Origin of the sequence: Modestobacter sp. VKM Ac-2982, assembly GCF_026967935.1 — a bacterium.
GTDB lineage: Bacteria > Actinomycetota > Actinomycetes > Mycobacteriales > Geodermatophilaceae > Modestobacter.
Window position 1 is genome coordinate 413,127 of record NZ_JAPVBL010000004.1, and the last position, 19,707, is coordinate 432,833.

The 19,707-nt window shown below is 72.9% G+C and carries 19 protein-coding genes; 8 read left to right on the forward strand and 11 right to left on the reverse strand.

What is annotated here, in order from left to right:
- Positions 1–128: 128 nt before the first annotated feature.
- Genes O2W20_RS16465 through O2W20_RS16485 form a run of 5 tightly spaced genes read left to right on the forward strand, consistent with a single transcriptional unit; the run spans position 129 to position 6,586 of the window.
- On the forward strand, positions 129–1,934 hold the full coding sequence (locus O2W20_RS16465; RefSeq protein WP_269171101.1) for a CocE/NonD family hydrolase: 1,806 nt from the start codon (positions 129–131) through the stop codon (positions 1,932–1,934).
- Positions 1,931–2,851, forward strand: a complete 921-nt coding sequence (locus tag O2W20_RS16470) for a dioxygenase family protein (protein WP_269171100.1) — start codon at positions 1,931–1,933, stop codon at positions 2,849–2,851. Before O2W20_RS16465 ends, O2W20_RS16470 begins: the two co-directional genes overlap by 4 nt.
- Entirely contained in the window at positions 2,848–5,229 is a 2,382-nt protein-coding gene (locus O2W20_RS16475) for a xanthine dehydrogenase family protein molybdopterin-binding subunit (RefSeq protein WP_269171099.1), read from the forward strand. Before O2W20_RS16470 ends, O2W20_RS16475 begins: the two co-directional genes overlap by 4 nt.
- Positions 5,226–6,089 (forward strand): FAD binding domain-containing protein, encoded by an 864-nt coding sequence (locus O2W20_RS16480; RefSeq protein WP_269171098.1) that lies wholly within the window; start codon positions 5,226–5,228, stop codon positions 6,087–6,089. The genes O2W20_RS16475 and O2W20_RS16480 overlap by 4 nt, the downstream gene beginning before the upstream one ends.
- Entirely contained in the window at positions 6,086–6,586 is a 501-nt protein-coding gene (locus O2W20_RS16485; RefSeq protein ID WP_269171097.1) for a (2Fe-2S)-binding protein, read from the forward strand. Before O2W20_RS16480 ends, O2W20_RS16485 begins: the two co-directional genes overlap by 4 nt.
- Here O2W20_RS16485 and corA read toward each other — a convergent pair.
- The 4 genes from corA to O2W20_RS16505 form a co-directional block, all read right to left on the reverse strand.
- Positions 6,564–7,709, reverse strand: coding sequence for a magnesium/cobalt transporter CorA (gene corA, locus O2W20_RS16490; RefSeq protein WP_269171096.1), 1,146 nt, complete (start codon positions 7,707–7,709; stop codon positions 6,564–6,566). The two genes, O2W20_RS16485 and corA, sit on opposite strands and share 23 nt — an antisense overlap.
- 250 nt (positions 7,710–7,959) lie before the next feature.
- A complete protein-coding gene (locus tag O2W20_RS16495; protein WP_269171095.1) occupies positions 7,960–8,496 on the reverse strand; it encodes a carboxymuconolactone decarboxylase family protein in 537 nt (178 codons plus the stop codon).
- Positions 8,493–9,374 carry an SCO6745 family protein gene (locus tag O2W20_RS16500; RefSeq protein ID WP_269171094.1) on the reverse strand — a complete coding sequence of 294 codons (882 nt, stop codon included), beginning with the start codon at positions 9,372–9,374 and terminating at the stop codon, positions 8,493–8,495. Before O2W20_RS16500 ends, O2W20_RS16495 begins: the two co-directional genes overlap by 4 nt.
- A gap of 18 nt (positions 9,375–9,392) precedes the next feature.
- Complete coding sequence (locus tag O2W20_RS16505) at positions 9,393–10,382, reverse strand: hypothetical protein (RefSeq protein WP_269171093.1); 990 nt, start codon at positions 10,380–10,382, stop codon at positions 9,393–9,395.
- Positions 10,383–10,504: 122 nt separating this feature from the next.
- Here O2W20_RS16505 and O2W20_RS16510 point away from each other — a divergent pair, with 122 nt between their 5' ends.
- Complete coding sequence (locus O2W20_RS16510; RefSeq protein ID WP_269171092.1) at positions 10,505–11,134, forward strand: TetR family transcriptional regulator; 630 nt, start codon at positions 10,505–10,507, stop codon at positions 11,132–11,134.
- Between the two features lie 203 nt (positions 11,135–11,337).
- Positions 11,338–12,849, forward strand: a complete 1,512-nt coding sequence (locus O2W20_RS16515; RefSeq protein WP_269171091.1) for an MFS transporter — start codon at positions 11,338–11,340, stop codon at positions 12,847–12,849.
- 46 nt (positions 12,850–12,895) lie between these two features.
- Here the strand turns inward: O2W20_RS16515 and O2W20_RS16520 are convergent, their stop codons facing one another.
- Both O2W20_RS16520 and O2W20_RS16525 read right to left on the reverse strand, forming a co-directional pair.
- A complete protein-coding gene (locus tag O2W20_RS16520; RefSeq protein WP_269171090.1) occupies positions 12,896–13,891 on the reverse strand; it encodes a GNAT family N-acetyltransferase in 996 nt (331 codons plus the stop codon).
- An 11-nt stretch (positions 13,892–13,902) separates the two neighbouring features.
- On the reverse strand, positions 13,903–14,793 hold the full coding sequence (locus tag O2W20_RS16525; RefSeq protein WP_269171089.1) for an amidohydrolase family protein: 891 nt from the start codon (positions 14,791–14,793) through the stop codon (positions 13,903–13,905).
- A 93-nt stretch (positions 14,794–14,886) separates the two neighbouring features.
- Here O2W20_RS16525 and O2W20_RS16530 point away from each other — a divergent pair, with 93 nt between their 5' ends.
- Positions 14,887–15,213 (forward strand): DUF1905 domain-containing protein, encoded by a 327-nt coding sequence (locus tag O2W20_RS16530; RefSeq protein WP_269171088.1) that lies wholly within the window; start codon positions 14,887–14,889, stop codon positions 15,211–15,213.
- Positions 15,214–15,220: 7 nt separating this feature from the next.
- Here the strand turns inward: O2W20_RS16530 and O2W20_RS16535 are convergent, their stop codons facing one another.
- The 5 genes from O2W20_RS16535 to prfB form a co-directional block, all read right to left on the reverse strand.
- A complete protein-coding gene (locus O2W20_RS16535; RefSeq protein ID WP_269171087.1) occupies positions 15,221–16,144 on the reverse strand; it encodes an NADP-dependent oxidoreductase in 924 nt (307 codons plus the stop codon).
- Between the two features lie 5 nt (positions 16,145–16,149).
- Complete coding sequence (gene smpB, locus O2W20_RS16540) at positions 16,150–16,626, reverse strand: SsrA-binding protein SmpB (RefSeq protein ID WP_269171086.1); 477 nt, start codon at positions 16,624–16,626, stop codon at positions 16,150–16,152.
- 138 nt (positions 16,627–16,764) lie between these two features.
- Positions 16,765–17,649: a permease-like cell division protein FtsX gene (ftsX, locus tag O2W20_RS16545; RefSeq protein WP_269171085.1), complete on the reverse strand. Its 885-nt coding sequence runs from the start codon at positions 17,647–17,649 to the stop codon at positions 16,765–16,767.
- Positions 17,650–17,706: 57 nt separating this feature from the next.
- Entirely contained in the window at positions 17,707–18,396 is a 690-nt protein-coding gene (gene ftsE, locus O2W20_RS16550; protein ID WP_269171084.1) for a cell division ATP-binding protein FtsE, read from the reverse strand.
- 178 nt (positions 18,397–18,574) lie between these two features.
- Entirely contained in the window at positions 18,575–19,687 is a 1,113-nt protein-coding gene (gene prfB / locus O2W20_RS16555) for a peptide chain release factor 2 (RefSeq protein WP_269171083.1), read from the reverse strand.
- Positions 19,688–19,707: the final 20 nt, after the last annotated feature.

The window sequence follows — 19,707 nt, forward strand, 5'->3', positions numbered from 1 at the left end:
GCGGATCGCGGACAGTGGTCGCGTCAGGTGGACAGCCGACCCGCGCGGCCGCGGTTACGTTCTCCCGGCCCCGACCCGGAGCCGGTCCACACCGGCCGGGTCCGCCTCGAGAAAGGCCTCCGCGACCCATGCCGTCCCCGCTGTCACCGGAGCACGTGCCCCCCGGCTACGACCGGGCACCCGAGTACGAGGGGATGGTCGTCGAGCGGGACGTCTACGTGCCCATGCGGGACGGCGTGCAGCTGTGCGTCGACGTCTACCGGCCCGACACGGACACCCCGCAGCCGGCGCTGCTGGCGTTCGCCATCTACAACAAGGACATCCAGGGGCCGGACACCGCGACGGCGATCCCGCCGCAGCCGGCCTGGTCGCCGCTGTGGAGCGGACCGATGGAGGCCGGCGACACCCGGTTCCTCGTCTCCCGCGGCTACGTGCACGTGATCGGGATGCCGCGCGGTGTCGGGAAGTCCGAGAGCGGGGGCTCCCGCACCTGGGACTCCTACGACCTCATCGAGTGGATCGCCCAGCAGCCCTGGTGCGACGGGAACGTCGGGATGGTCGGCATCTCCGGCTTCGGCGCCGAGCAGGTGCACGTGGCCCGGCAGAAGCCGCCGCACCTGAAGGCGGTCTTCCCGTTCGACCCCCGTGGCGCCTACGGCGAGCTGGGCGGCTTCCGGGAGGAGTACCCCGGCGGGGTCGTGCACCTCTTCCGCTACCTGGTGGGCCACTTCGGCACGTTCCACCAGGACCGCGGCGCCCCCGGTGAGCTGCCCCCCGAGCGCGAGGCCCTCTGGCGCGAGGCGATGGCCGACCCGGACTACGCGATCCACCCGCACCTGGTGAACATCCTGTCGATGAAGGGCCAGCACATGCCGGCCTACTTCAACGTGCTCATCGACCCCTTCGAGGCCGAGGGCGTGCTGGAGCGCAGCGAGGCCGGCTTCGCCGACATCGACATCCCGGTCTACACCGGCTCGGGTTGGTACGCCTACACCTACAAGACCCACCTGCAGGGGGCGCAGAGCTACTGGCGGAACATCGCCAGCCAGGACAAGAAGCTGCTCTTCCTCGGGCCGGCCCACCTCGAGCGCCCCTTCCACGGGATGCACTCGGAGATCCTCCGCTGGTACGACCACTGGCTGAAGGGCCTCGACACCGGGGTGCTCGACGAGCCACCGGTCCGCTACTGGGTCACCGGCGCCAACGCCTGGCGGACCGGCACGGACTGGCCGCTGCCGGAGACCGAGTGGACACCGCTGCACCTCAGCAGCTGGGAGCGGCTGCGCCCGGAGCCGTTCGTGCCGATGTCGGTGGACGACCACATCCCGCCGGACTCCTTCGTGCAGATGCCGCTCACCCACACCCGGAAGGTCACCGGGCTCCGCTACGTCAGCGAGCCCCTGAGCGAGCCGATGCTGATCGCCGGACCGGCGAAGCTGACCCTGTACGCGGCCCTCGACCAGGACGACACCACCTGGATGGTCTCGCTCAAGGACATCGGGCCGGACCCGCACGTGATGACCGTCCGGGAGGGTGAGCGGGAGCTGCACCCCGACCTGCCCGAGCGGGAGCTCACCCGGGGCTGGCTGAAGGCCTCGAACCGCGCACTGGACCCCGAGCGCAGCACCGAGTGGAAGCCGTTCCACCGGCTGACCCGCGCCGCGGCCGAGCCGGTGACCCCCGGCGAGGTGGTGCAGTACGAGATCGAGATCCTCGCGACGGCCAACCTGTTCCAGCCCGGTCACCGGATCTGCCTGGAGATCACCAGCATGGACGTGCCCACCGGGGTCGCCGGGGCGACCAACGCCGAGTACGTGCCCTACCACGTGTCCAGCTCGCGGACGACGCTGCACACGATCTACCACGACACCGCCCGGCCGTCGGCGCTGCTGCTGCCGGTCGTGCCGCTCGATCCGCCTGGGGGAAACGCATGACCAACACGCAGACCGATGCCGGCCTCGCCGACGACGACGTCGCCGACATCGACGAGCACACCGTCACCGACGCCGTCGTCACGAGCTTCGCCGGGACGTCGGACGCCCGGCTGCGCGAGGTGCTGGGCGCGCTCGTGCGTGGCCTGCACACCGCGATCCGGGAGGTGGAGCCGACGCTCGCGGAGTGGGAGTACGCGATCGACTTCCTGACCCGCACCGGCCAGAAGTGCGATGACGTGCGGCAGGAGTTCGTGCTGCTCTCCGACGTCCTGGGGATCTCCTCGCTGGTGGAGAACATCAACCACCGCAAGGTCGGCGGAGCCACGGAGGCGACCGTCCTCGGGCCCTTCCACATGACCGTCTCGCCACCGCGGAGCAACGGGGACACCATCGACGAGGTGGGCGGCACCAGGCCGTGCGTCGTCACCGGCCGGGTGCTCTCCGTCTCCGGTGAGCCGGTGCCCGGGGCCAGGGTCGACGTGTGGCAGGCCGACGACAACGGCTTCTACGACGTGCAGCAGCCCGATCGGCAGCCCGCGGGCAACGGCCGCGGGCTGTTCACCACCGACGACGAGGGCCGGTTCTGGTTCCGCACCACCGTCCCGGCGCACTACCCGATCCCCACCGACGGCCCGGTCGGGGAGCTGCTCACGGCGACCGACCGGCTGCCGTACCGGCCGGCGCACATCCACTTCATCGCCGACGCCCCGGGGTACGTGCCGGTGACCACGCACATCTTCGTCGAGGGCAGCCCCTACCTGGACGCCGACGCGGTCTTCGCGGTCAAGCGCAGCCTGGTCCGCGACTTCGCCCCGGTCGACGACGCCGAGCAGGCCGAGCGGTACGGCACGGTCAACCCGTTCCGGCTCGCCGTCATCGACCTCGTGGTCGAGCCGGCCGGAACGCCCTCCCCGTGACCACCGCGGTCCCGCCGCGGCTGACCGGCTCGCCGGTCCGCCGCCAGGACGGCGACGTGTTCGTCACCGGCCGGGCGGTGTACACCGCCGACGTGCGGGCCGACGGGGCGGCGCACGTGGCGCTGGTCCGCTCGCCGCACGCACACGCCCGGATCGTGGCCATCGACGCCGCGGCGGCCCGGGCGCTGCCCGGGGTGCTGGCCGTGGTCACCGGCGACGAGGCGGCCGAGCACTGCGAGGAGATCCCGCACGGCCTGGACGCCGGTCACCTGGGCGGCCACCACGCGGTGGTCCGGCCGCTGGCGGTGGGCACGGCGCTGTACGCCGGTGAGCCCGTCGCCGCGGTGGTCGCCACGAACGCCGCCGACGCGGCGCTGGCCGCAGCTGCGGTGGAGGTGACCTGGGAGCGGCTTCCGGTGGTGCTCGACGCCGAGCAGGCGCTGCTCCCCGGCGCCCCGCTGCTCTACCCGGACTGGGGCGACAACCTCATCATCGAGCGGGACGTGGGCCCGGACGACTTCACCGCGGCCGCGGCGGACGCAGCGCACGTCCTGGAGGGCGAGCTGCGCACCCACCGGGGCACGGCCGCGCCGATGGAGACCCGCAGCTACCTCGCCGACTGGGACCCGGCCGCCGGGAAGATGACCGTGCACGCGACGACCCAGAACCCGCACGTCCTGCGCACCGTGCTCGCCGCGACCCTCCGGCTCGACGAGGAGGCGGTGCACGTGATCGCCCCGGCGCTCGGCGGGTCGTTCGGCCTGAAGATGTACGGCAACCGGGAGGACTTCATCGTCCCCCTGCTGGCCCGGATGCTGGGCCGGCCGGTCCGGTGGGTCGAGGAGCGCTCGGCGACGCTGCTGGCCGGCACCCGCGAACAGGTGCTGCGGTACCGGGTGGCCGCCGCCGCGGACGGCCGGCTGCTGGCGCTGGACGTGCACGCCATCGCCGACCACGGGGCAGCGGCGCCGACCCACGGCTGGGGCATGGCGCACGTGGGGGCGCTGGCGACCGGCCTGGGCTACGCCCTCCCCTCCTGCCACGTGCGGTACCAGGTCGTGGCCACGAACAAGGCCCCCTGGGTGGGCACGAAGCCGTTCGGCAAGGACGGCGCCACGCTGCTGCTGGAACGGGTCGTCGACCGCGTCGCCCAGGTAGTCGGCGTGCACCCGGCCGAGGTGCGCCGGCGCAACTTCGTCCCGCCCGACTCGTTCCCGTGGCTGCACACCTCCGGCCTGGAGCTGGACAGCGGCGACTACGCGACGGCCCTGGACCTGACCTTGAAGCGGCTGGACCACCCCGCGGTCCTGGCCGAGCAGCGCACCGCGCGCGCCGCCGGCCGGTTGCTGGGCATCGGGCTGGCCTTCGAGCTGATGCCGGAGAGCGCCGACATCCCCGGCGCCCTGGTGTCCGCCTTCGACACCTCGACGGTCCGGATGTCACCGACCGGCCGGGTCACCGTGCTCACCGGCGTGACCTCGCCCGGCACGGGCAACGAGACGGCGATCGCCCAGCTGGTCGCCGACGAGCTGGGCGTGCCCATGTCGTCGGTCCAGGTCGTGCAGGGCGACACGGAACGGTGCCCGTACGGCTTCGGCAACATCTCCAGCCGGTCGATCATCACCGGCGGGAACGCCGCCGTGCTGGCCGCCCGCGACGTCGCGGCCACGCTGCGCGCCACCGCCCGCGCGATGCTGCAGGTCGAGCCGACCGAGGAGGTCGTGCTGGCCGGGAACGCCGCGGCCCTGGCCGCCGACCCGTCCCGGGTGCTGCCGCTGGCCGTGGTCGCGGGGGCGGTGCACACCCTCAGCTACCGGCTGGCGCTGGACGTCGAGCCGCGCCTGGAGTCCACCCGCACCTACCGGCCCGGCAACGTGCGCCAGGTGCCCGACGCCCTCGGCCGGATGCAGACCTACACCACCTACCCGTACGCGGTGCACGCCAGCGTGCTGGAGGTCGACCCGGAGACCGGTTCGGTCACCCTGCTGCGGCACGTGGTGACCCACGACTGCGGCACCGTGGTGAACCCGATGTTCGTCGACGGCCAGGTCACCGGCGGGGTGGCCATGGGGATCGGCGCCGCGCTGGGCGAGGAGCTCGTCTTCGACCCCGACGGCGTGCCGCTGACCACCGGGTTCAAGACCTACCTGCTGCCCCGGGCGATCGACCTGCCGACGGTGGAGCTGGAGCACCTGTGCACCCCGGCCCCTGGCACGCCGCTGGGCGCCAAGGGCGTCGGGGAGTCCGGCTTCTCCGGCGCACTGGCCGCCGTGGTGAACGCGGTCAACGACGCGCTGGCCCCGCACGGGGCGGCGCTGGAGTCGACACCGGTCAGCCCGCCGCGCATCCTCGCCGCCCTGCAGGCGGTGGGCCGGTGATCCCGGCACGCTTCCGGCACGTCGCGCCGGCCGACCTCGGCGGCTGCGTCGCCGCGCTCGCCGAGGGCGGGCGGGTGCTCGCCGGGGGCACCTGGGTGCTGCCGGAGATGTCGCGGGGCGAGTCCGCGCCGGCGCAGCTCGTCGACCTGCGGCGCGCCGGGCTGGCCGAGCTGACCGCGACCGCCGACGGTTTGCAGATGGGCGCGATGTGCACCTACGCGGACCTGCTCGGCAGCGGCCCGGTGGCCGAGCACGCCCCCCTGCTGCGGACGATGGCCGGGGGCATCACCGGCGGCTGGGCCCTGCGCAACCAGGCGACGGTCGGTGGCGCCGCGATGGCCGCCCGCCCCCAGTCCGACGTCCCGGCCGCCCTGGTCGCCTGCGCGGCGGTGGCCCGGGTCGCCGGCCCGCGCGGTGCCCGCGACATCCCCGCCGCCGAGCTCTTCGCCGGCGCCATGCGCCCCTCCCTGGCACCGGACGAGGTGCTCGCCGGCTTCCGGGTGCCGTCCGCGGCGGGCGCGGGCTCCGGGTACGTGAAGCTCAAGCGCGGCGGGAGCTCCTGGCCGATCGCGACCGCGGCCGCGGTGGTGCGCCTGGACGCCGTGGGCCTCTGCACCGAGGCGACGCTCGTCCTGGGCGGGGTGGCCGCCGTCCCGGTCCGGATCGACGTCTCCGCCCTGCTCGGCCGGGTGGTCGTCGACGACGACGTCCGGGCGGTCACCGCTGCGGTGGCCGACGCCCTGCCGGAGCCGTGGGGAGACGTGCTGGCGCCGGCGTCCTACCGAGCGGCCGTGGCCGCACCCGTGGCGCGCCGGGCGCTGAGCGCAGCGGTCGCCGACGCTGAGGAGGAACGGGCATGACCGGGGAGGAGGGACGCGTGGAGCTGCGGCTGACCGTCGACGGAGCGGAACGGACGGCGAGCATCGACCCGCGGTCACTCCTGCTCGACGCGCTGCGGGACGAGCTGGGCGCGATCGCGCCCAAGGCCGGCTGCCGCACCGGCGACTGCGGGGCGTGCACCGTCCGGGTCGACGGTGCGATCGCCAAGTCCTGCCTCCGGCTGGCGGTCGCCGACGACGGGTGCGAGGTGCGGACGACCGCGTCGATGGCCGTGGGCGGCGAGCTGACACCGCTGCAACAGGCCTTCTGGGACACCAACGCGTTCCAGTGCGGGTTCTGCCTGTCGGGCATGCTGTTCGCGGCCGAGGACCTGCTCGAGCGCACCCCGTCCCCCTCCGAGACCGAGGTCCGGGAGGCGATCAGCGGCAACCTGTGCCGCTGCACCGGTTACGACGCCATCGTCGCCGCCGTCCTCAGCTGCGCGGCCCCGCCGGTCAGATCCAGTCGCGGCGCTTGAAGATCACGTACAGCGTGAGGCTGACCATGAACATCAGCACGACGGCGAACGGGTAGCCGTAGTACCAGTCGGTCTCCGGCATGTTCTCGAAGTTCATCCCGTAGACCCCGCCCACGAGGCTGGGGGCGAAGAGGATGGCCGCCCACGCGGAGATCTTCTTGACCTCCTCGCCCTGGGCGATGCTGGTCTCGGTGAGGGTCTTCATCTCCTCGTTCTGCCGCTGGGCGACCAGCGTGGCGTTCACGGTGAGGATGTCGCGCAGCTGCAGCCGGAAGCCCTCGACCCGCTCGGTGATCTGGGTGACGTGGTCGGCGACGTCCCGCAGGTGGCTGCGCAGCTCCTCGTCGACGCCGTACTTCTCGAACCCGGCGGTGATCGCGGCGAGGATGCCGGTCAGCGGCTGGACCGCCCGCTGGAAGTCCACGACCTCCTGGGACAGCTCGTAGATGCGCCGCGACACCTGCGGGTCACCGCGGAACACCTCGACCTCGATCTCGTCGATGTCCTTGTCCAGCCCGGCGACGACCGGGGCGTACCCGTCGACGACGGCGTCCAGGATCGCGTACAGCACCGCCTCCGTGCCGCGGGCCAGCAGCTCCGGTGAGCTCTCCAGCCGGCGGCGCACCCGGGCCAGGTCCGGCGACTCGCTGTGCCGGACGGTGATGGCGAAGTCCGAGCCGAGGAACAGGTGCAGCTCGCCGAACTCCACCTCCTCGGCCTCGTCCAGGTAGCGGGCGGCCTTGAGGACGACGAACAGCGTGTCGCCGTAGCGCTCGAACTTCGGCCGCTGGTGGGCGTGGATGGCGTCCTCGACCGCGAGGTCGGGCAGGTCGTACTGCTCGGCCAGCTCACCGAGCTCGGCCGGCTCCGGGCGGTACAGCCCGAGCCAGACCATCCGGTCGTCGAAGCCCTCGGTCAGCCACTCGTGGCTCTCGGCCACCGACTCCGGCGTGGCGATCCGCCGGCCGGCGGCGTAGACCGCGTTGTCGACCATCCGGGAACGCCGCTCGGTCGCCGGGACCGACCCGGGCTGCTCCGCCGGGCGCGGGGGCGCCAGGACGGCGCGCGGGCGGCGGGTGAGGCTGGACAGGGCGGTGCGGGGGGCGAGACGACGATCGGCCACGGCTGGGCTCCCGGGGGACGCGGGGACGGGGGCAGCAGGTCCCCGCAGGCGTGCCCGCCCGGGTCAGGTGACCGGGGGCGTCAGCGGGAGGGGACCCGGGGACTGTGACTGGGAGGCTCCGATCGCACGGCCCAGCACCTCCCGTCTCCGAGGGCCGGCGTCCGTCACGCGGCCGTCGTCCATCGTGACACGCGGTGCCGCCCTCGGTCACCCCGGTCGCCCCACCAGGGGGTGAACGGACCGGGAACGGTCAGCCGGCGACCTCGCCGGCCGGTGCCGGCACCCGCAGCGCCACCAGGAACCGGGACACCATCGCGTAGCCGGCCACGGTGGTCACCAGCTCGACCACCTGCCGGTCGTCCAGGTGTGCACGCACCGCGGCGAAGACCGCATCGGGGACGTCGACCTGCACGCTCGAGGCGTCGGTGTACCGCAGCACGGCGACCTGGACGGCGGAGAACACCGGCGCCGCGGCGGGGTCACGGGTCCGCAGCGCGGCCAGCTGCGCGTCGGTGACCCCGGCCCGGCGGGCGGCGGGCTCGTGCGCGACCCACTCGAAGGCCGCGTCGTTGAGCACGGCGACCCGGAGCACCGCCAGCTCGGTCAGGTCGGCGGTCAGCGTCGTCCCGTTGCGCAGCGCCCCGAGCAGCGCGCTCCACCCCTCGGCGACGGCGGGGCTGTGCAGCAGCAGACGGTCGAGCGCGGACAGCTCTCCGCCACGCCGGGCCCGCAGCACCTCGGCGGCCGGGCCGTCGCCGTCGGCGTCGGGCAGCCGCGCACCGGTCACGGCCGGGACAGCACGCCGGCCGGGAACGCGCCGTTGCCCAGCAGCCGGCCGGTCAGCTCGCCGGCCAGCTCGGCGACGCGCTCGGTGCGCGCGGTGCCCAGGTGCACGAAGGGGGCGGCCGACAGCGCGTCGGTCTCCTGCTCGACCGACGCCCGCAGCTGCTGGCCGGCCTCGGTGAGACCCCCGTCGGCGACCAGGCCGCGCTCGGCCAGGCCGGTCAGCGCCGCCGACCACTCCTCGTCGGACCAGCCCCGGGTCGCCTGGGCGGCCTGCCGGGTGAACCCGCGGCCGGTGAGCGTGTGGGTGACCAGCCCCTCCAGCCCGGTCAGCCCGTGCCGGACGAGGCTCAGCACGTGCCCGTCGCCGCGGTGCTCGCGGAGCAGGGTGACGCCGTGCCAGACCTGAAGCAGCGGGTCCTCCGGCCAGGGCAGGTCAGCGTGGGCGGCGAACAGCGGCCGGGCCTCCGGCGTCAACGCGGTGCACGCCTCGCGGAGCAGGCCGGCCAGCTCGCCCAGGCTGCTCTCGTCGGCGCCGTCGAGGAGCCGGGTGAGCGAGGCGGTGGCGGCCGCCGTCCGGGCGGCGAGCACCTGGTCGGGTGTGGCGAGGGTCCAGGCGCGGGGCAGGTGCCGGGCGACGATCGCGGGAGCGAAGTTGGCGAACGTCGCCGTCACCACGCCCGGGCCGACGGCGCCCATCGCCGCCGCGCGGCCGGCGAAGTAGACCATCCGGCCGGGGCGCAGCCCGGCTGCGGTCAGGTGCTCGTCGGTCTCCGGTGCGAAGTAGACGTGCGAGTGCAGCGGCTCCAGCCGCCGGTGCGTGCGAGCGACCAGGCGGAGATCGGGGGCGAGCGGGACGGCGGGCTGATCGACGCTGACCATGCCTCGCACCCTAACGACTCAGCCCGACGCCCCCGCGCTGGTCGCTGCCGCACTGGTCGGCGCCGGGGTGGCCGGGGCCGTGGTCGCCGGAGACGTGGTCGCCGGGGCCGAGAGTGCGGCCGCGACGCAGGAGTGGTTGTGGTCCAGGTCGTCCTCCACGTACTGGGTCATGACCACCCGGCCGCCGTCGACGAGCGGGTCCTCGGAGCAGTTGGCCACCGCGCCGGAGAGGCTGCGGGCTCCGGCCAGCCAGCTGTCCAGGCCGTCCAGGCTGCTCCACGAGGGCACCTCGCCGACGATCTCGCCCCACTGGTAGCCGGTCGAGTAGAGCCCGACCCGACCACCCACCGACTCCAGGTGGTCGGTCATCCCCTCCAGGGTGGCCCGGTTGTTCCGCTGCGCCGCGGCGCCGTCGGTCTGCCAGGTGTTCATCGTCTCGACGTCCAGCCACCACCGCAGGCCGACGAGGTCGGCACGGCTCTCGATGGCGATGTCCCCGGCCCCGGGCGACGCCTCACCCAGGGTGTCGAGCGCGATCCGGACGTCGTTCTCGGCCCGGTCGACGCCGTACTCGTAGGAGCAGGCAGCGCTGTTGCCGCCGTCGCACACGCCGTAGCGGTTGACGCCCAGCCGCGGCCAGGTGGTCACCTGCCCGCGCACCTCGCCGGGGTTGGCGGTGTTCACGTAGAGCTGCGCCCGCGGCTGGGCCGACACGGCGCCCGAGGAGTCGTTCGCCCACTCCCACTGGTCGGCCAGGCAGGGGTTCTCCGTGGTGGCGATCCCGCCGTTGACGCCGATGACCGCGAACGCCGCGTCGTCGGGCAGCGTCTGGCCGCACTGGGGGTGGGAGACGTCGTACCCGACGGTGCTCTGCACGATCGGGCTCTGCGCCGTGGCGCTGCGACGTTCGGCGGCGGGCTCCTCGGCGGCACCGGCAGCCGGCGCACCGAGCGCCGTGGCGCCCAGCGCGGCCGCGGCCACGACCGCTGTCCGCAGGATGCTCCGCATCACATCGACCCTACGCCTCTCCACGCGCCGGTACAGCCGTCTCGGGACCGGACACCGCCGTCCAGAAACCCGAACGGGGTAAAATTCTGTACTGAGTTCAGGTTCAGGTCTACGGTGCTCCCATGACCGGATCCGGGCAGGGGAAGACCCCGCACTGCCCCGTCGGTCGCGTGCTGGGCCTCCGGGAGCGCAAGAAGCTCGAGGCCTGGCGGACGATCCGCTCGACCGCGCTGCGCCTGATCAGCGAGTGCGGCTTCGACGCGGTGAGCGTGGAGGACATCGCCACCGAGGCCGGTGTCTCCCGGACGACGTTCTTCACCTACTTCCGCAGCAAGGAAGCCGTCGTCTACGACCTCGATCCGCAGGAGCTGCAGCAGTGGCGCGAGCTCCTGGCGGACGCCCCGGGGGACGAGCCGCTGTGGGAAGCGCTCACCGGGCTCGTCCTCAGCCTGGCGGAGCTCCTCGCCGACCGGCTGCCCCTGCAGAAGCGGCTGTTCCAGCAGTCACCGGAGCTCTGCGACTCGTCGCGGGACGTCTGTGACAGCTTCGGGCCCGACCTGCGGGAGTGGGTCGCCCGGCGCACCCCCGACGGGGACGAGCTGCACGCCGCACTGGTCATCAACACCGCCTTCGCCGCGTTCAACACGGCGATCGAGGCCTGGGACCCCGACGACTCCTTCGACCACTTCCTGGACCTCGCCCGCGACTGCCTGCGACTGGCCGGCGGCGGACTGGCCCGATCCGTCAGCTGACCCGCTCTCCACTCCACCGGCCCCGACCCCGCCGGCCCCTCCTCCGGCAGGCACTCCGCACCCCGACCGCGCACCGTCGCGCCGTCGCGCCTGCCCGGGTTCCTCCCGCACCACGCGACCGCGCGACGCCGCCGGCCGTGCGCCCTCCCCTGCCCTCATCCCTCAGCCCGCACTGCGCCCTGCGCAGGAAGGACGGCTCCGCCATGCCCGCAGACAGCCTCACCACCCCGCCGGGGAGCACCGTCCCCGACGCGCCACCGCCGCCCGCACCGGACACCGAGGGCCCGGACCCCCGCCGCTGGCTGGCCCTCGCCGTCATCGCCGTCGCCCAGCTGATGGTCGTGCTGGACGCCTCGATCGTGAACATCGCCCTCCCTGACGCCGGCCTCGACCTGGGCATCAGCGCAGCGAACATCCAGTGGGTGGTCACCGCCTACACCCTCGCCTTCGGCGGGCTGCTGCTGCTCGGCGGGCGGATCGCCGACTTCACCGGCCGCAAGCGCGCCTTCCTGATCGGCCTGATCGGCTTCGCCGGCGCCTCTGCGCTGGGCGGCCTGGCCCCCAACCAGGAGCTGCTGTTCGCCGCCCGCGGCCTGCAGGGCGCGTTCGCGGCGCTGCTGGCGCCGGCCGCGCTGTCGCTGCTGGCGGTCACCTTCACCGACCCCAAGGAGCGGGCCCGTGCCTTCGGTGTCTTCGGTGCCATCTCCGGCGGTGGCGCCGCGATCGGCCTGATCCTCGGCGGGGTGCTCACCGAGTACGCCTCGTGGCGCTGGACGCTGGGCGTCAACGTGCCGATCGCGCTGGCCACCGCCGTCTTCGCGATCGGCCTGGTGAAGGAGAGCCGCACCGACGGCGACCGGCGCTACGACGTGCCGGGCGTGCTGCTGTCGGCCGCCGGCCTGGTGAGCCTGGTCTACGGCTTCAGCAAGGCGGCCGAGGAGGGCGTGGGCTGGACCGACCCGGTCACGCTGACCCTGCTGGCCGCGGCCACCGTCCTGCTGGTGTCGTTCGTGCTCTACGAGCAGCGCGCCAGCCACCCGCTGCTGCCGCTGCGCGTGGTCCTGGACCGCAACCGGGGCGGCTCCTACCTGGTCTTCCTGCTGGTGGGCGCGGGGATCTTCGCGATCTTCCTGTTCCTGACCTTCTACTTCCAACAGACCCTGGGCTACAGCCCGCTGGAGTCCGGCTTCGCGTTCCTGCCCTTCAGCGGCGGGATCATCCTCGGCGCCGGGGTCGTCTCCCAGGTCCTCCCCCGGGTCGGGCCGCGGCCGCTGATCATCGGTGGGCTGGTGCTGGCTGCGCTGGGCATGCTCTGGCTGACCCGGATCGGTGAGACCAGTTCGTACGTCACCGAGGTGCTGCCGGCCCTGCTGGCGATCAGCCTCGGCATGGCGGCGGTGTTCGTGCCGGCGTCCAGCACGGCGCTGGTCGGGGTGGCGAGCCACGACACGGGGATCGCCTCGGCCGTGCTCAACACCAGCCAGCAGGTGGGCGGCTCGCTCGGCCTGGCCCTGCTGAACACCTTCTACGCCTCTGCGGTCACCGGGTACCTCGTCGACAACCCGGGCGCGGCCCCGGGCGAGGCGTTCGTGCAGGGGTACCACGTGGCCTTCATCTGGGCCGCGGTGTTCCTGGCGGTCGCCCTGGTCCTCAGCATCGTGCTGATCCGGGCGAAGAAGGACGACCTGCCCGCCGAGGTGGCCCTGGCCGCCTGACCCGTCCGGGAGGGGCCGGCGTCACGACGTCGGCCCCTCCCGCACGTCAGCCCAGGGGCGCCAGCCGCCGGGACCAGGAGACCTGGGTGCGGGCCGTGGTGAAGCCCAGGCTCTCGTACAGCCCCAGCGCGCCGGTGACGTTCTCGCTGTCGACCTCCAGCCCCGAGGTCTGGCAGTCCTGTGCCGCAGCGGCGTGCATCGCCTCGATGATCACGGCCTTGGAGACCCCCCGGCCCCGCGCGGACGGGAGGACGCCGATCTGGCCGAAGTAGCTCTCCCGGGAGCCGCTGGCCGCGGCGGTCGCCTCGGATACGTAGGCGAGCGCGTAGCCCAGCACCTCGCCGTCCTCCACCGCCAACACCGACAGGTCCGGGCGGAAGGTCCGCATGCCGGTGAACATGACCTGCCAGGAGGCGACGTCGCGCTCGCTGGAGCCGTAGTGCTCGGTGAAGGCGGCGTTGTGCGCCAGCCGCACCTCCTCGTCCCGGTCCCAGGTGAACGGCACCAGGTCGATGCCGTCGAGCCGGCGCCGCGGCGGCAGGTCGGTCAGCGGCCGCTCCATGTGGAAGAACCAGCGGACCGCCTCCAGCCCGGCCCGGCGCACCAGCGCCTCCAGCGAGGGCATCGTCGTGTACACGGTGGCGGTCAGCCGGGCCGGCGACTCGGGGTGCCGCTCGGCGTGCAGCTCCTCGCCCCGCCCCAGCTGCCAGGCCAGCAGCGCCCGGCCGATGCCACGACCCCGCCACTCCGGCAGCACCCGACCCTGCAGGTGCACGCCGTAGGCGTCCCGGAACGTGGGGGGCGCGATCGTGGTGGCGTAGGCGACGACGGTGCCGTCCGCCGTGCTCACCAGCCGGGTGTCTCGCTCCAGGTCGACCAGCTCACTGACCCACAGCCCGGTGAGGTCCTCGGGCGACTCGTGCAGCCCGGTGTCGTCGACCACCTCCGCAACGGCGAGCAGTTCGGCGACCGCAACGGCGTCGTCGGGACGGATCGGGCGGGCGGAGAGGCCCTCGGGCAGAGCCAGCGGCGCAGAGTTCACGAGGCCCGAGGTTAGGCGGTGATCCCGAACAGCCATGCACCGTTGTGCCAGAGGACCGCCCGCAGCCACTCCTCCCCCAGCTCCAACCGGTGCAGCGCGGCCAGCTGGTGGGCGTAGGGGTACGGGATGGCCGGGAAGTCGCTGCCGAGCACCACCTTGTCCCGCAGCGCGGCCAGCCGGGGCAGCAGCGCCCGGTCGAAGGGCATCAGCCGCTCCGTGAAGTCGGTGGCGAACATCGTGGTGTCCAGGTGCACCCGCTCGTACTGCTCGGCGAGGTCCAGGAACGCCGCGTACTCGGGCATCCCCAGGTGGGCGATCACCAACTGGAGCCGCGGGTGGCGGTCCAGCAGGCCGGCCATCGGGGCCGGGCCGGTGTGCTCCCCACGCAGCGGCCCGGAGCCGCAGTGGATGACCACCGGCGTGCCGGTGTCCTCCAGCTGGGCCCACACGTCGTCCAGCTGCGGGTCCCGCGGGTCGAAGGAGCCGACCTGCACGTGCACCTTGAACACCCGGGCGCCGGCGTCCAGCGCATCGGCGACGTAGGCCGCCGCCGACGGCTCGGGGAAGAAGGTGGCCGACTGCAGCACGGCCGGGTGTTGCCGGGCGAAGGCGGCCGCCTCGTCGTTGAGCCAGGCGGCCATCCCCGGCCGGTGCGGGTAGGGCAGCGTCGGGAAGGCACGGACGCCGAGGGCCGCCAGCACCGCCAGCCGCTCCTCGACCGGCAGCGCATAGGTGACCGGCCACGGGGCCCCGTAGTGCGTCTCCGCCTCGGCGAAGTACTGCCAGACCTTGGCCTGCACCCGCTCGGGCAGGAAGTGCACGTGCACGTCGACCAGCCCCGGCAGCCCGAGCTCCCGCCAGTACCTCGGGACGTCGGCATCGTCGACGGGCGGTGCGACCACGAGGGCCACCCTAGGTCCGCCCCACCGTCCGGCGTCCACCGTGCCGGGCGGACCAGCACCGCCATCCGGTGATCGCCGCTAGCCTCCGGCGGCGTGGACGCGACCTTCAGCGCCGAGCTGTTCGAGTGGCGTGGTCCGGCGCCGTTCCACTGGCTGTCCCTGCCCGCGGACGTGTGCGACCGCGTCCGTGCCGAGGCCACCGTGGCCAGCTACGGCTGGGGCGCGGTCCCCGTGCGCGTGCAGATCGGCACCACCGAGTGGGAGACCTCGCTGCTGCCGCGCGCCGGCGGCTACGTGCTCCCGGTGAAGCAGCACGTCCGCGGGGCGGAGCGGTTTGACGACGGCGACACGGTGACGGTCGCACTGACCGTTGCCCCGCGTCGCGGTCGGGCCGCCAACGGCAGCGGCCCGACCATGTGAGGCCGGATCAGGGAAGCGTGATGACGACCTTGCCGCGCACGTGCCCGCCGGCCACCAGCCGCTGGGCGTCGGCCGTCTGGGCCAGCGGGAACGCCTTGGCGATCGCCACCCGCAGCTGCCCGGCGTCGGCCATCCGGCCGAGCTCCTCCAGGTCGTGCCGCTCGGGGCGGACGAAGACGTACCGGCCGCCGAGCTCGCGCACCACCGGGTCGACGACGCTGGCGATCCGCTTCGGGTCGCGCACCTGGTCCGGGGCGTCACCCAACGCCGGCCCGCCGATCAGGTCCAGGACGGCGTCCACCGGCTCGGACAGCTGCGCGGAGATCGGACCGGCGTTGTAGTCCAACACCTCGGCGGCGCCGGCGTCCCGCAGGAAGCCGTGGTTGCGCGGGCTGGCGGTGCCGATGACGTGCGCGCCCAGCGCGGCGGCGATCTGCACGGCGAAGAAGCCGACCCCGCCGGCGGCCCGGTGCACCAGCACCCGGTCACCCTCGCCGACCTCGAGCGCCTCGGTCAGGGCCTGGTAGGCGGTCAGCCCGGCCAGCGGCAGCGCCGCGGCCTCGGTGAACCCGAGCGAGTCGGGCTTGTGCGCGATGCAGCGCTGCGGGGCGGGCACGAGCTCGGCCGCCGTCCCCCACTGGACGTCGTCCCGGCGCAGGTACCCGAAGACCTCGTCGCCGGGGGCGAAGTCGACCACTGCCGGCCCGACCTGCTCCACGACCCCGGCCAGGTCCCAGCCCGGCACGATCGGGAAGTGGTGCGGGAAGAAGCCGGCCAGGCCGCCCTCCCGGATGCCCATGTCGACCGGGTTGACCCCGGCCGCGCGGGTGCGGACGAGCACCGTGTCCGGCCCCACCGGGGGCTCGGGCAGGTCGTCTCGCAACTGCAGGACCGACTCGTCGCCGAACCGGTCGTAGGCGATGCCGCGCATGGAGGTCAGCGCCGTCCCTTCACGTAGCGGCCGAAGGCGCGTTCCATCTCCCGGCGGGAGTCACGCTCGGCCAGGTCCTGGCGCTTGTCGTAGCTCCGCTTGCCCTTCGCGAGCGCGAGGGTGGCCTTGACCTTGCCGTCCTTGAAGTACAGGTCCAGCGGGACGAGCGTGAGCCCGCCCTCCTTGGTCTTGCCGATGAGCTTCTCGATCTCGGCTCGGTGCATGAGGATCTTGCGCTTGCGGCGCGGGGCGTGATTGGTCCACGTGCCCTCGGTGTACTCGGGGATGTGCACGTGCTGCAGCCACACCTCGCCGTCGTCGACGCTGGCGAAGCCGTCGACGAGGGAGGCACGGCCGGCACGCAGGCTCTTCACCTCGGTGCCGGTCAGCACCAGGCCCACCTCGTAGGTGTCCAGGATCGAGTAGTCGTGCCGCGCCTTCTTGTTCTGGGCGATGAACTTGCGCCCCTGTTCCCGCGGCATGCCCCCAGGCTACCGGGCGGCTCACCGGGAGCGCCGCCGGGAAACGATCATGGAGCCGCGGTGCCGACGCGCGGGTGGTGGCCGGCGCGTCGCCACCGCAGCTCCATGATCGCCGCGGGGGCGGGGGTGGGGTGGGGGCTACAGGCGGACGTAGAGGCGCAGGGTCACGTAGGCGGCGACGGCGGCCAGGCCGACCCCGGCGGCGGCGATGATCGGGGAGATCGCGATGATCGCCGACCAGTCGACCGGTGGGATGATGCCCGCCTTGATCGGTCCCGCGAGCGTCTTGTCGACGAACAGGATCTTGGTCAGCACCAGACCGCCGATCGCCAGCCCCGCACCGATCAGGCCGGCGAGCGCCGCCTCCAGGATGAACGGCAGCTGGGTGTACCAGCGGGAGGCGCCGACCAACCGCATGATGTTGGTCTCGTTGCGTCTGTTGAACGCCGCGAGCTGGATCGTGTTGGAGATCAGCAGCAACGCGGCCAGGGCTTGCACGAGAGCCACCGCGAGGGTGCCGTTGCGCGCGCCGTTGAGCAGGCTGAACAGCCGGTCCAGGAAGTCGCCCTCGTCGCGGACCTCGTCGACACCGGCCTCCCCGTTCGGGAACTGCTCGGCGATGACCGGGTACCGCTCGGGGTTGACCAGCTCGACCCGGAAGCTCTCCGGGAGCGCGTCCTCCGGGGTGTTGGCGATCAGCGCCGGCTGTTCCTGGAACTGCTGGGTGAAGCGCTGGTAGGCCTCGGCGCGGGTCTCGTAGATGTAGTCCTGCACCTCGGGCGAGGCGTCCAGCTGCGCGGCGATCGAGTCACGCTGCTCGTCGGTGACGTCGTCGGCGAGGTAGATCGACACCTGGATCTTGTCGTAGTAGATCTCCCGCATGTCGCCGATCATGTTGGCGATCAGGAGGCCGGTGCCCATGAGGCCCAGCGAGATCCCGGTGGTCAGGATCATCGCGACCGTCATGGTCAGGTTCCGACGCAGCCCGGCAGCCACCTCGGAGAGGACGAAGTTGACGCGCATCAGTTCCCTGTCGTGTTCTGCGGTCCGGCGGTCATCGGCTGGTCGGCGATCCGCACCTCAACGACCCACGCCGTAGACGCCGCGGCTCTGGTCGCGGCTGACGACGCCGTCGCTCAGCTCGATCACGCGGCGCCGCATCGAGTCGACGATGTGGTAGTCGTGCGTGGCCATGACCACGGTGGTGCCGGTGCGGTTGATCCGCTCCAGCAGCAGCATGATGTCCTGGCTCGTCTCCGGGTCCAGGTTGCCGGTGGGCTCGTCGGCCAGCAGCACCAGCGGCCGGTTCACGAACGCCCGGGCGATCGCCACCCGCTGCTGCTCACCACCGGAGAGCTCGCTGGGCAGCCGGTTCTCCTTGCCGTCCAGGCCCACCATCTCCAGCACCTCGGGCACGACCCGCTTGATCGTGCGCTGGGGCTTGTTGATCACCTCGAGGGCGAAGGCGACGTTCTCGGCGACCGTCTTGTTGCGCAGCAGCCGGAAGTCCTGGAAGACGCAGCCCATCGTGCGGCGGAGCTTGGGCACCTGCCACTTGCTCATCGTGTTCAGGTTCTTGTCGTTGACCGTGATGACGCCCTTGGTGGGGCTGTCCTCCTTCAGCAACAGCCGCAGGAAGGTCGACTTGCCCGAACCCGACGAGCCGATGAGGAAGACGAACTCCCCCTTGTCGATCTGCATCGAGACGTCATCCAGCGCCGGCCGAGGACTGGTCGGGTAGATCTTGGAGACGTGTTGCAATTCGATCACGAGGGGCCACGGTACCTGTCCGACGCCGGCGGATGATCCGTTCGCCCGGCGCGTCCCGCAACCTCATGGACGGACAGTGACCAACGGGCGGCCCGGCCGTCGGTCACTGTCACCCTGCGTGCTGCCGGGCCGGGTCCGGCTGTGGCCGGTCTCTCCCCCGGCCCCCGACCGCGGCCCGTCAGTCGAGCTCGGCCGTCTCCTGCTGCCGGCGCCACCGGATCCCGGCCTCGATGAAGGCGTCGATCTCCCCGTCGAGGACGTTGCTCGGGTTGCCGGTCTCGACCTCGGTCCGCAGGTCCTTGACCATCTGGTACGGGTGCAGCACGTAGGAGCGCATCTGGTTGCCCCAGCTGCTGCCCTCGCCCTTGAGCGCGTCCATCTGGGCCCGCTCCTCCTGCTTGCGGACCACCAGCAACCGGGCCTGCAGCACCCGCAGGGCAGCCGCCCGGTTCTGGATCTGCGACTTCTCGTTCTGGCAGGAGACGACGATGCCGGTCGGGATGTGGGTCATCCGGACGGCGGAGTCGGTGGTGTTGACGCTCTGCCCACCCGGGCCGGAGGAGCGGAAGACGTCGACCCGGATCTCGTTCTCCGGGATGTCGACGTGGTCGGTCTGCTCGACGACGGGCAGCACCTCGACGCCGGCGAAGGAGGTCTGCCGGCGACCCTGGTTGTCGAACGGAGAGATCCGCACCAGCCGGTGGGTGCCCTGCTCGACCGAGAGGGTGCCGTAGGCGTAGGGGTGCTTGACGGCGAAGGTGGCCGACTTGATCCCGGCCTCCTCCGCGTAGGAGACGTCGTAGACCTCGGTGGGGTACCTGTGCCGCTCGGCCCAGCGCAGGTACATCCGCATCAGCATCTCGGCGAAGTCGGCGGCGTCCACCCCGCCGGCCTCCGAGCGGATGGTGACCAGCGCCTCGCGCTCGTCGTACTCCCCGGAGAGCAGCGTGCGCACCTCGAGCTCGTCGAGGACGGTGCGGATGCTCGCCAGCTCCCGCTCCGTCTCGGCGGTGGTGGCCTCGTCGCCCTCCTCGGCCGCCATCTCGTGCAGCAGCCCGACGTCGTCGAGCCGGCTGCGCAGCTCCTCCACCCGGCGCAGGTCACCCTGCAGGTAGGACAGCCGCGAGGTCACCGCCTGGGCGGCCTCGACGTCGTTCCAGAGGTCGGGTGCGGAGGCCTTCTGCTCGAGCTCGGCCACCTCCCGACGCAGGTCATCGACCCGCATCACGGCCTCGATGGACTTCAAGGTCGTGTCGAGTTCGTCCAGGACGACGGAGAAGTCAGCGGCCACGTCGATCCAGGGTAGTGCGC

Excerpts from the sequence above, each read along its gene's own strand:
- O2W20_RS16510 (WP_269171092.1), top strand. The coding sequence starts at position 10,505 with ATGACCGGATCCGGGCAGGGGAAGACCCCGCACTGCCCCGTCGGTCGC.
- O2W20_RS16500 (WP_269171094.1), bottom strand. The coding sequence starts at position 9,374 with ATGGTCAGCGTCGATCAGCCCGCCGTCCCGCTCGCCCCCGATCTCCGC.
- O2W20_RS16505 (WP_269171093.1), bottom strand. The coding sequence starts at position 10,382 with ATGCGGAGCATCCTGCGGACAGCGGTCGTGGCCGCGGCCGCGCTGGGC.
- O2W20_RS16535 (WP_269171087.1), bottom strand. The coding sequence starts at position 16,144 with ATGCGCGGCATCGCCTACGACCGGTTCGGCGACGAGTCGGTCCTGCAG.
- O2W20_RS16470 (WP_269171100.1), top strand. The coding sequence starts at position 1,931 with ATGACCAACACGCAGACCGATGCCGGCCTCGCCGACGACGACGTCGCC.
- smpB (WP_269171086.1), bottom strand. The coding sequence starts at position 16,626 with ATGCCGCGGGAACAGGGGCGCAAGTTCATCGCCCAGAACAAGAAGGCG.
- O2W20_RS16485 (WP_269171097.1), top strand. The coding sequence starts at position 6,086 with ATGACCGGGGAGGAGGGACGCGTGGAGCTGCGGCTGACCGTCGACGGA.
- ftsX (WP_269171085.1), bottom strand. The coding sequence starts at position 17,649 with ATGCGCGTCAACTTCGTCCTCTCCGAGGTGGCTGCCGGGCTGCGTCGG.
- O2W20_RS16515 (WP_269171091.1), top strand. The coding sequence starts at position 11,338 with ATGCCCGCAGACAGCCTCACCACCCCGCCGGGGAGCACCGTCCCCGAC.
- O2W20_RS16465 (WP_269171101.1), top strand. The coding sequence starts at position 129 with ATGCCGTCCCCGCTGTCACCGGAGCACGTGCCCCCCGGCTACGACCGG.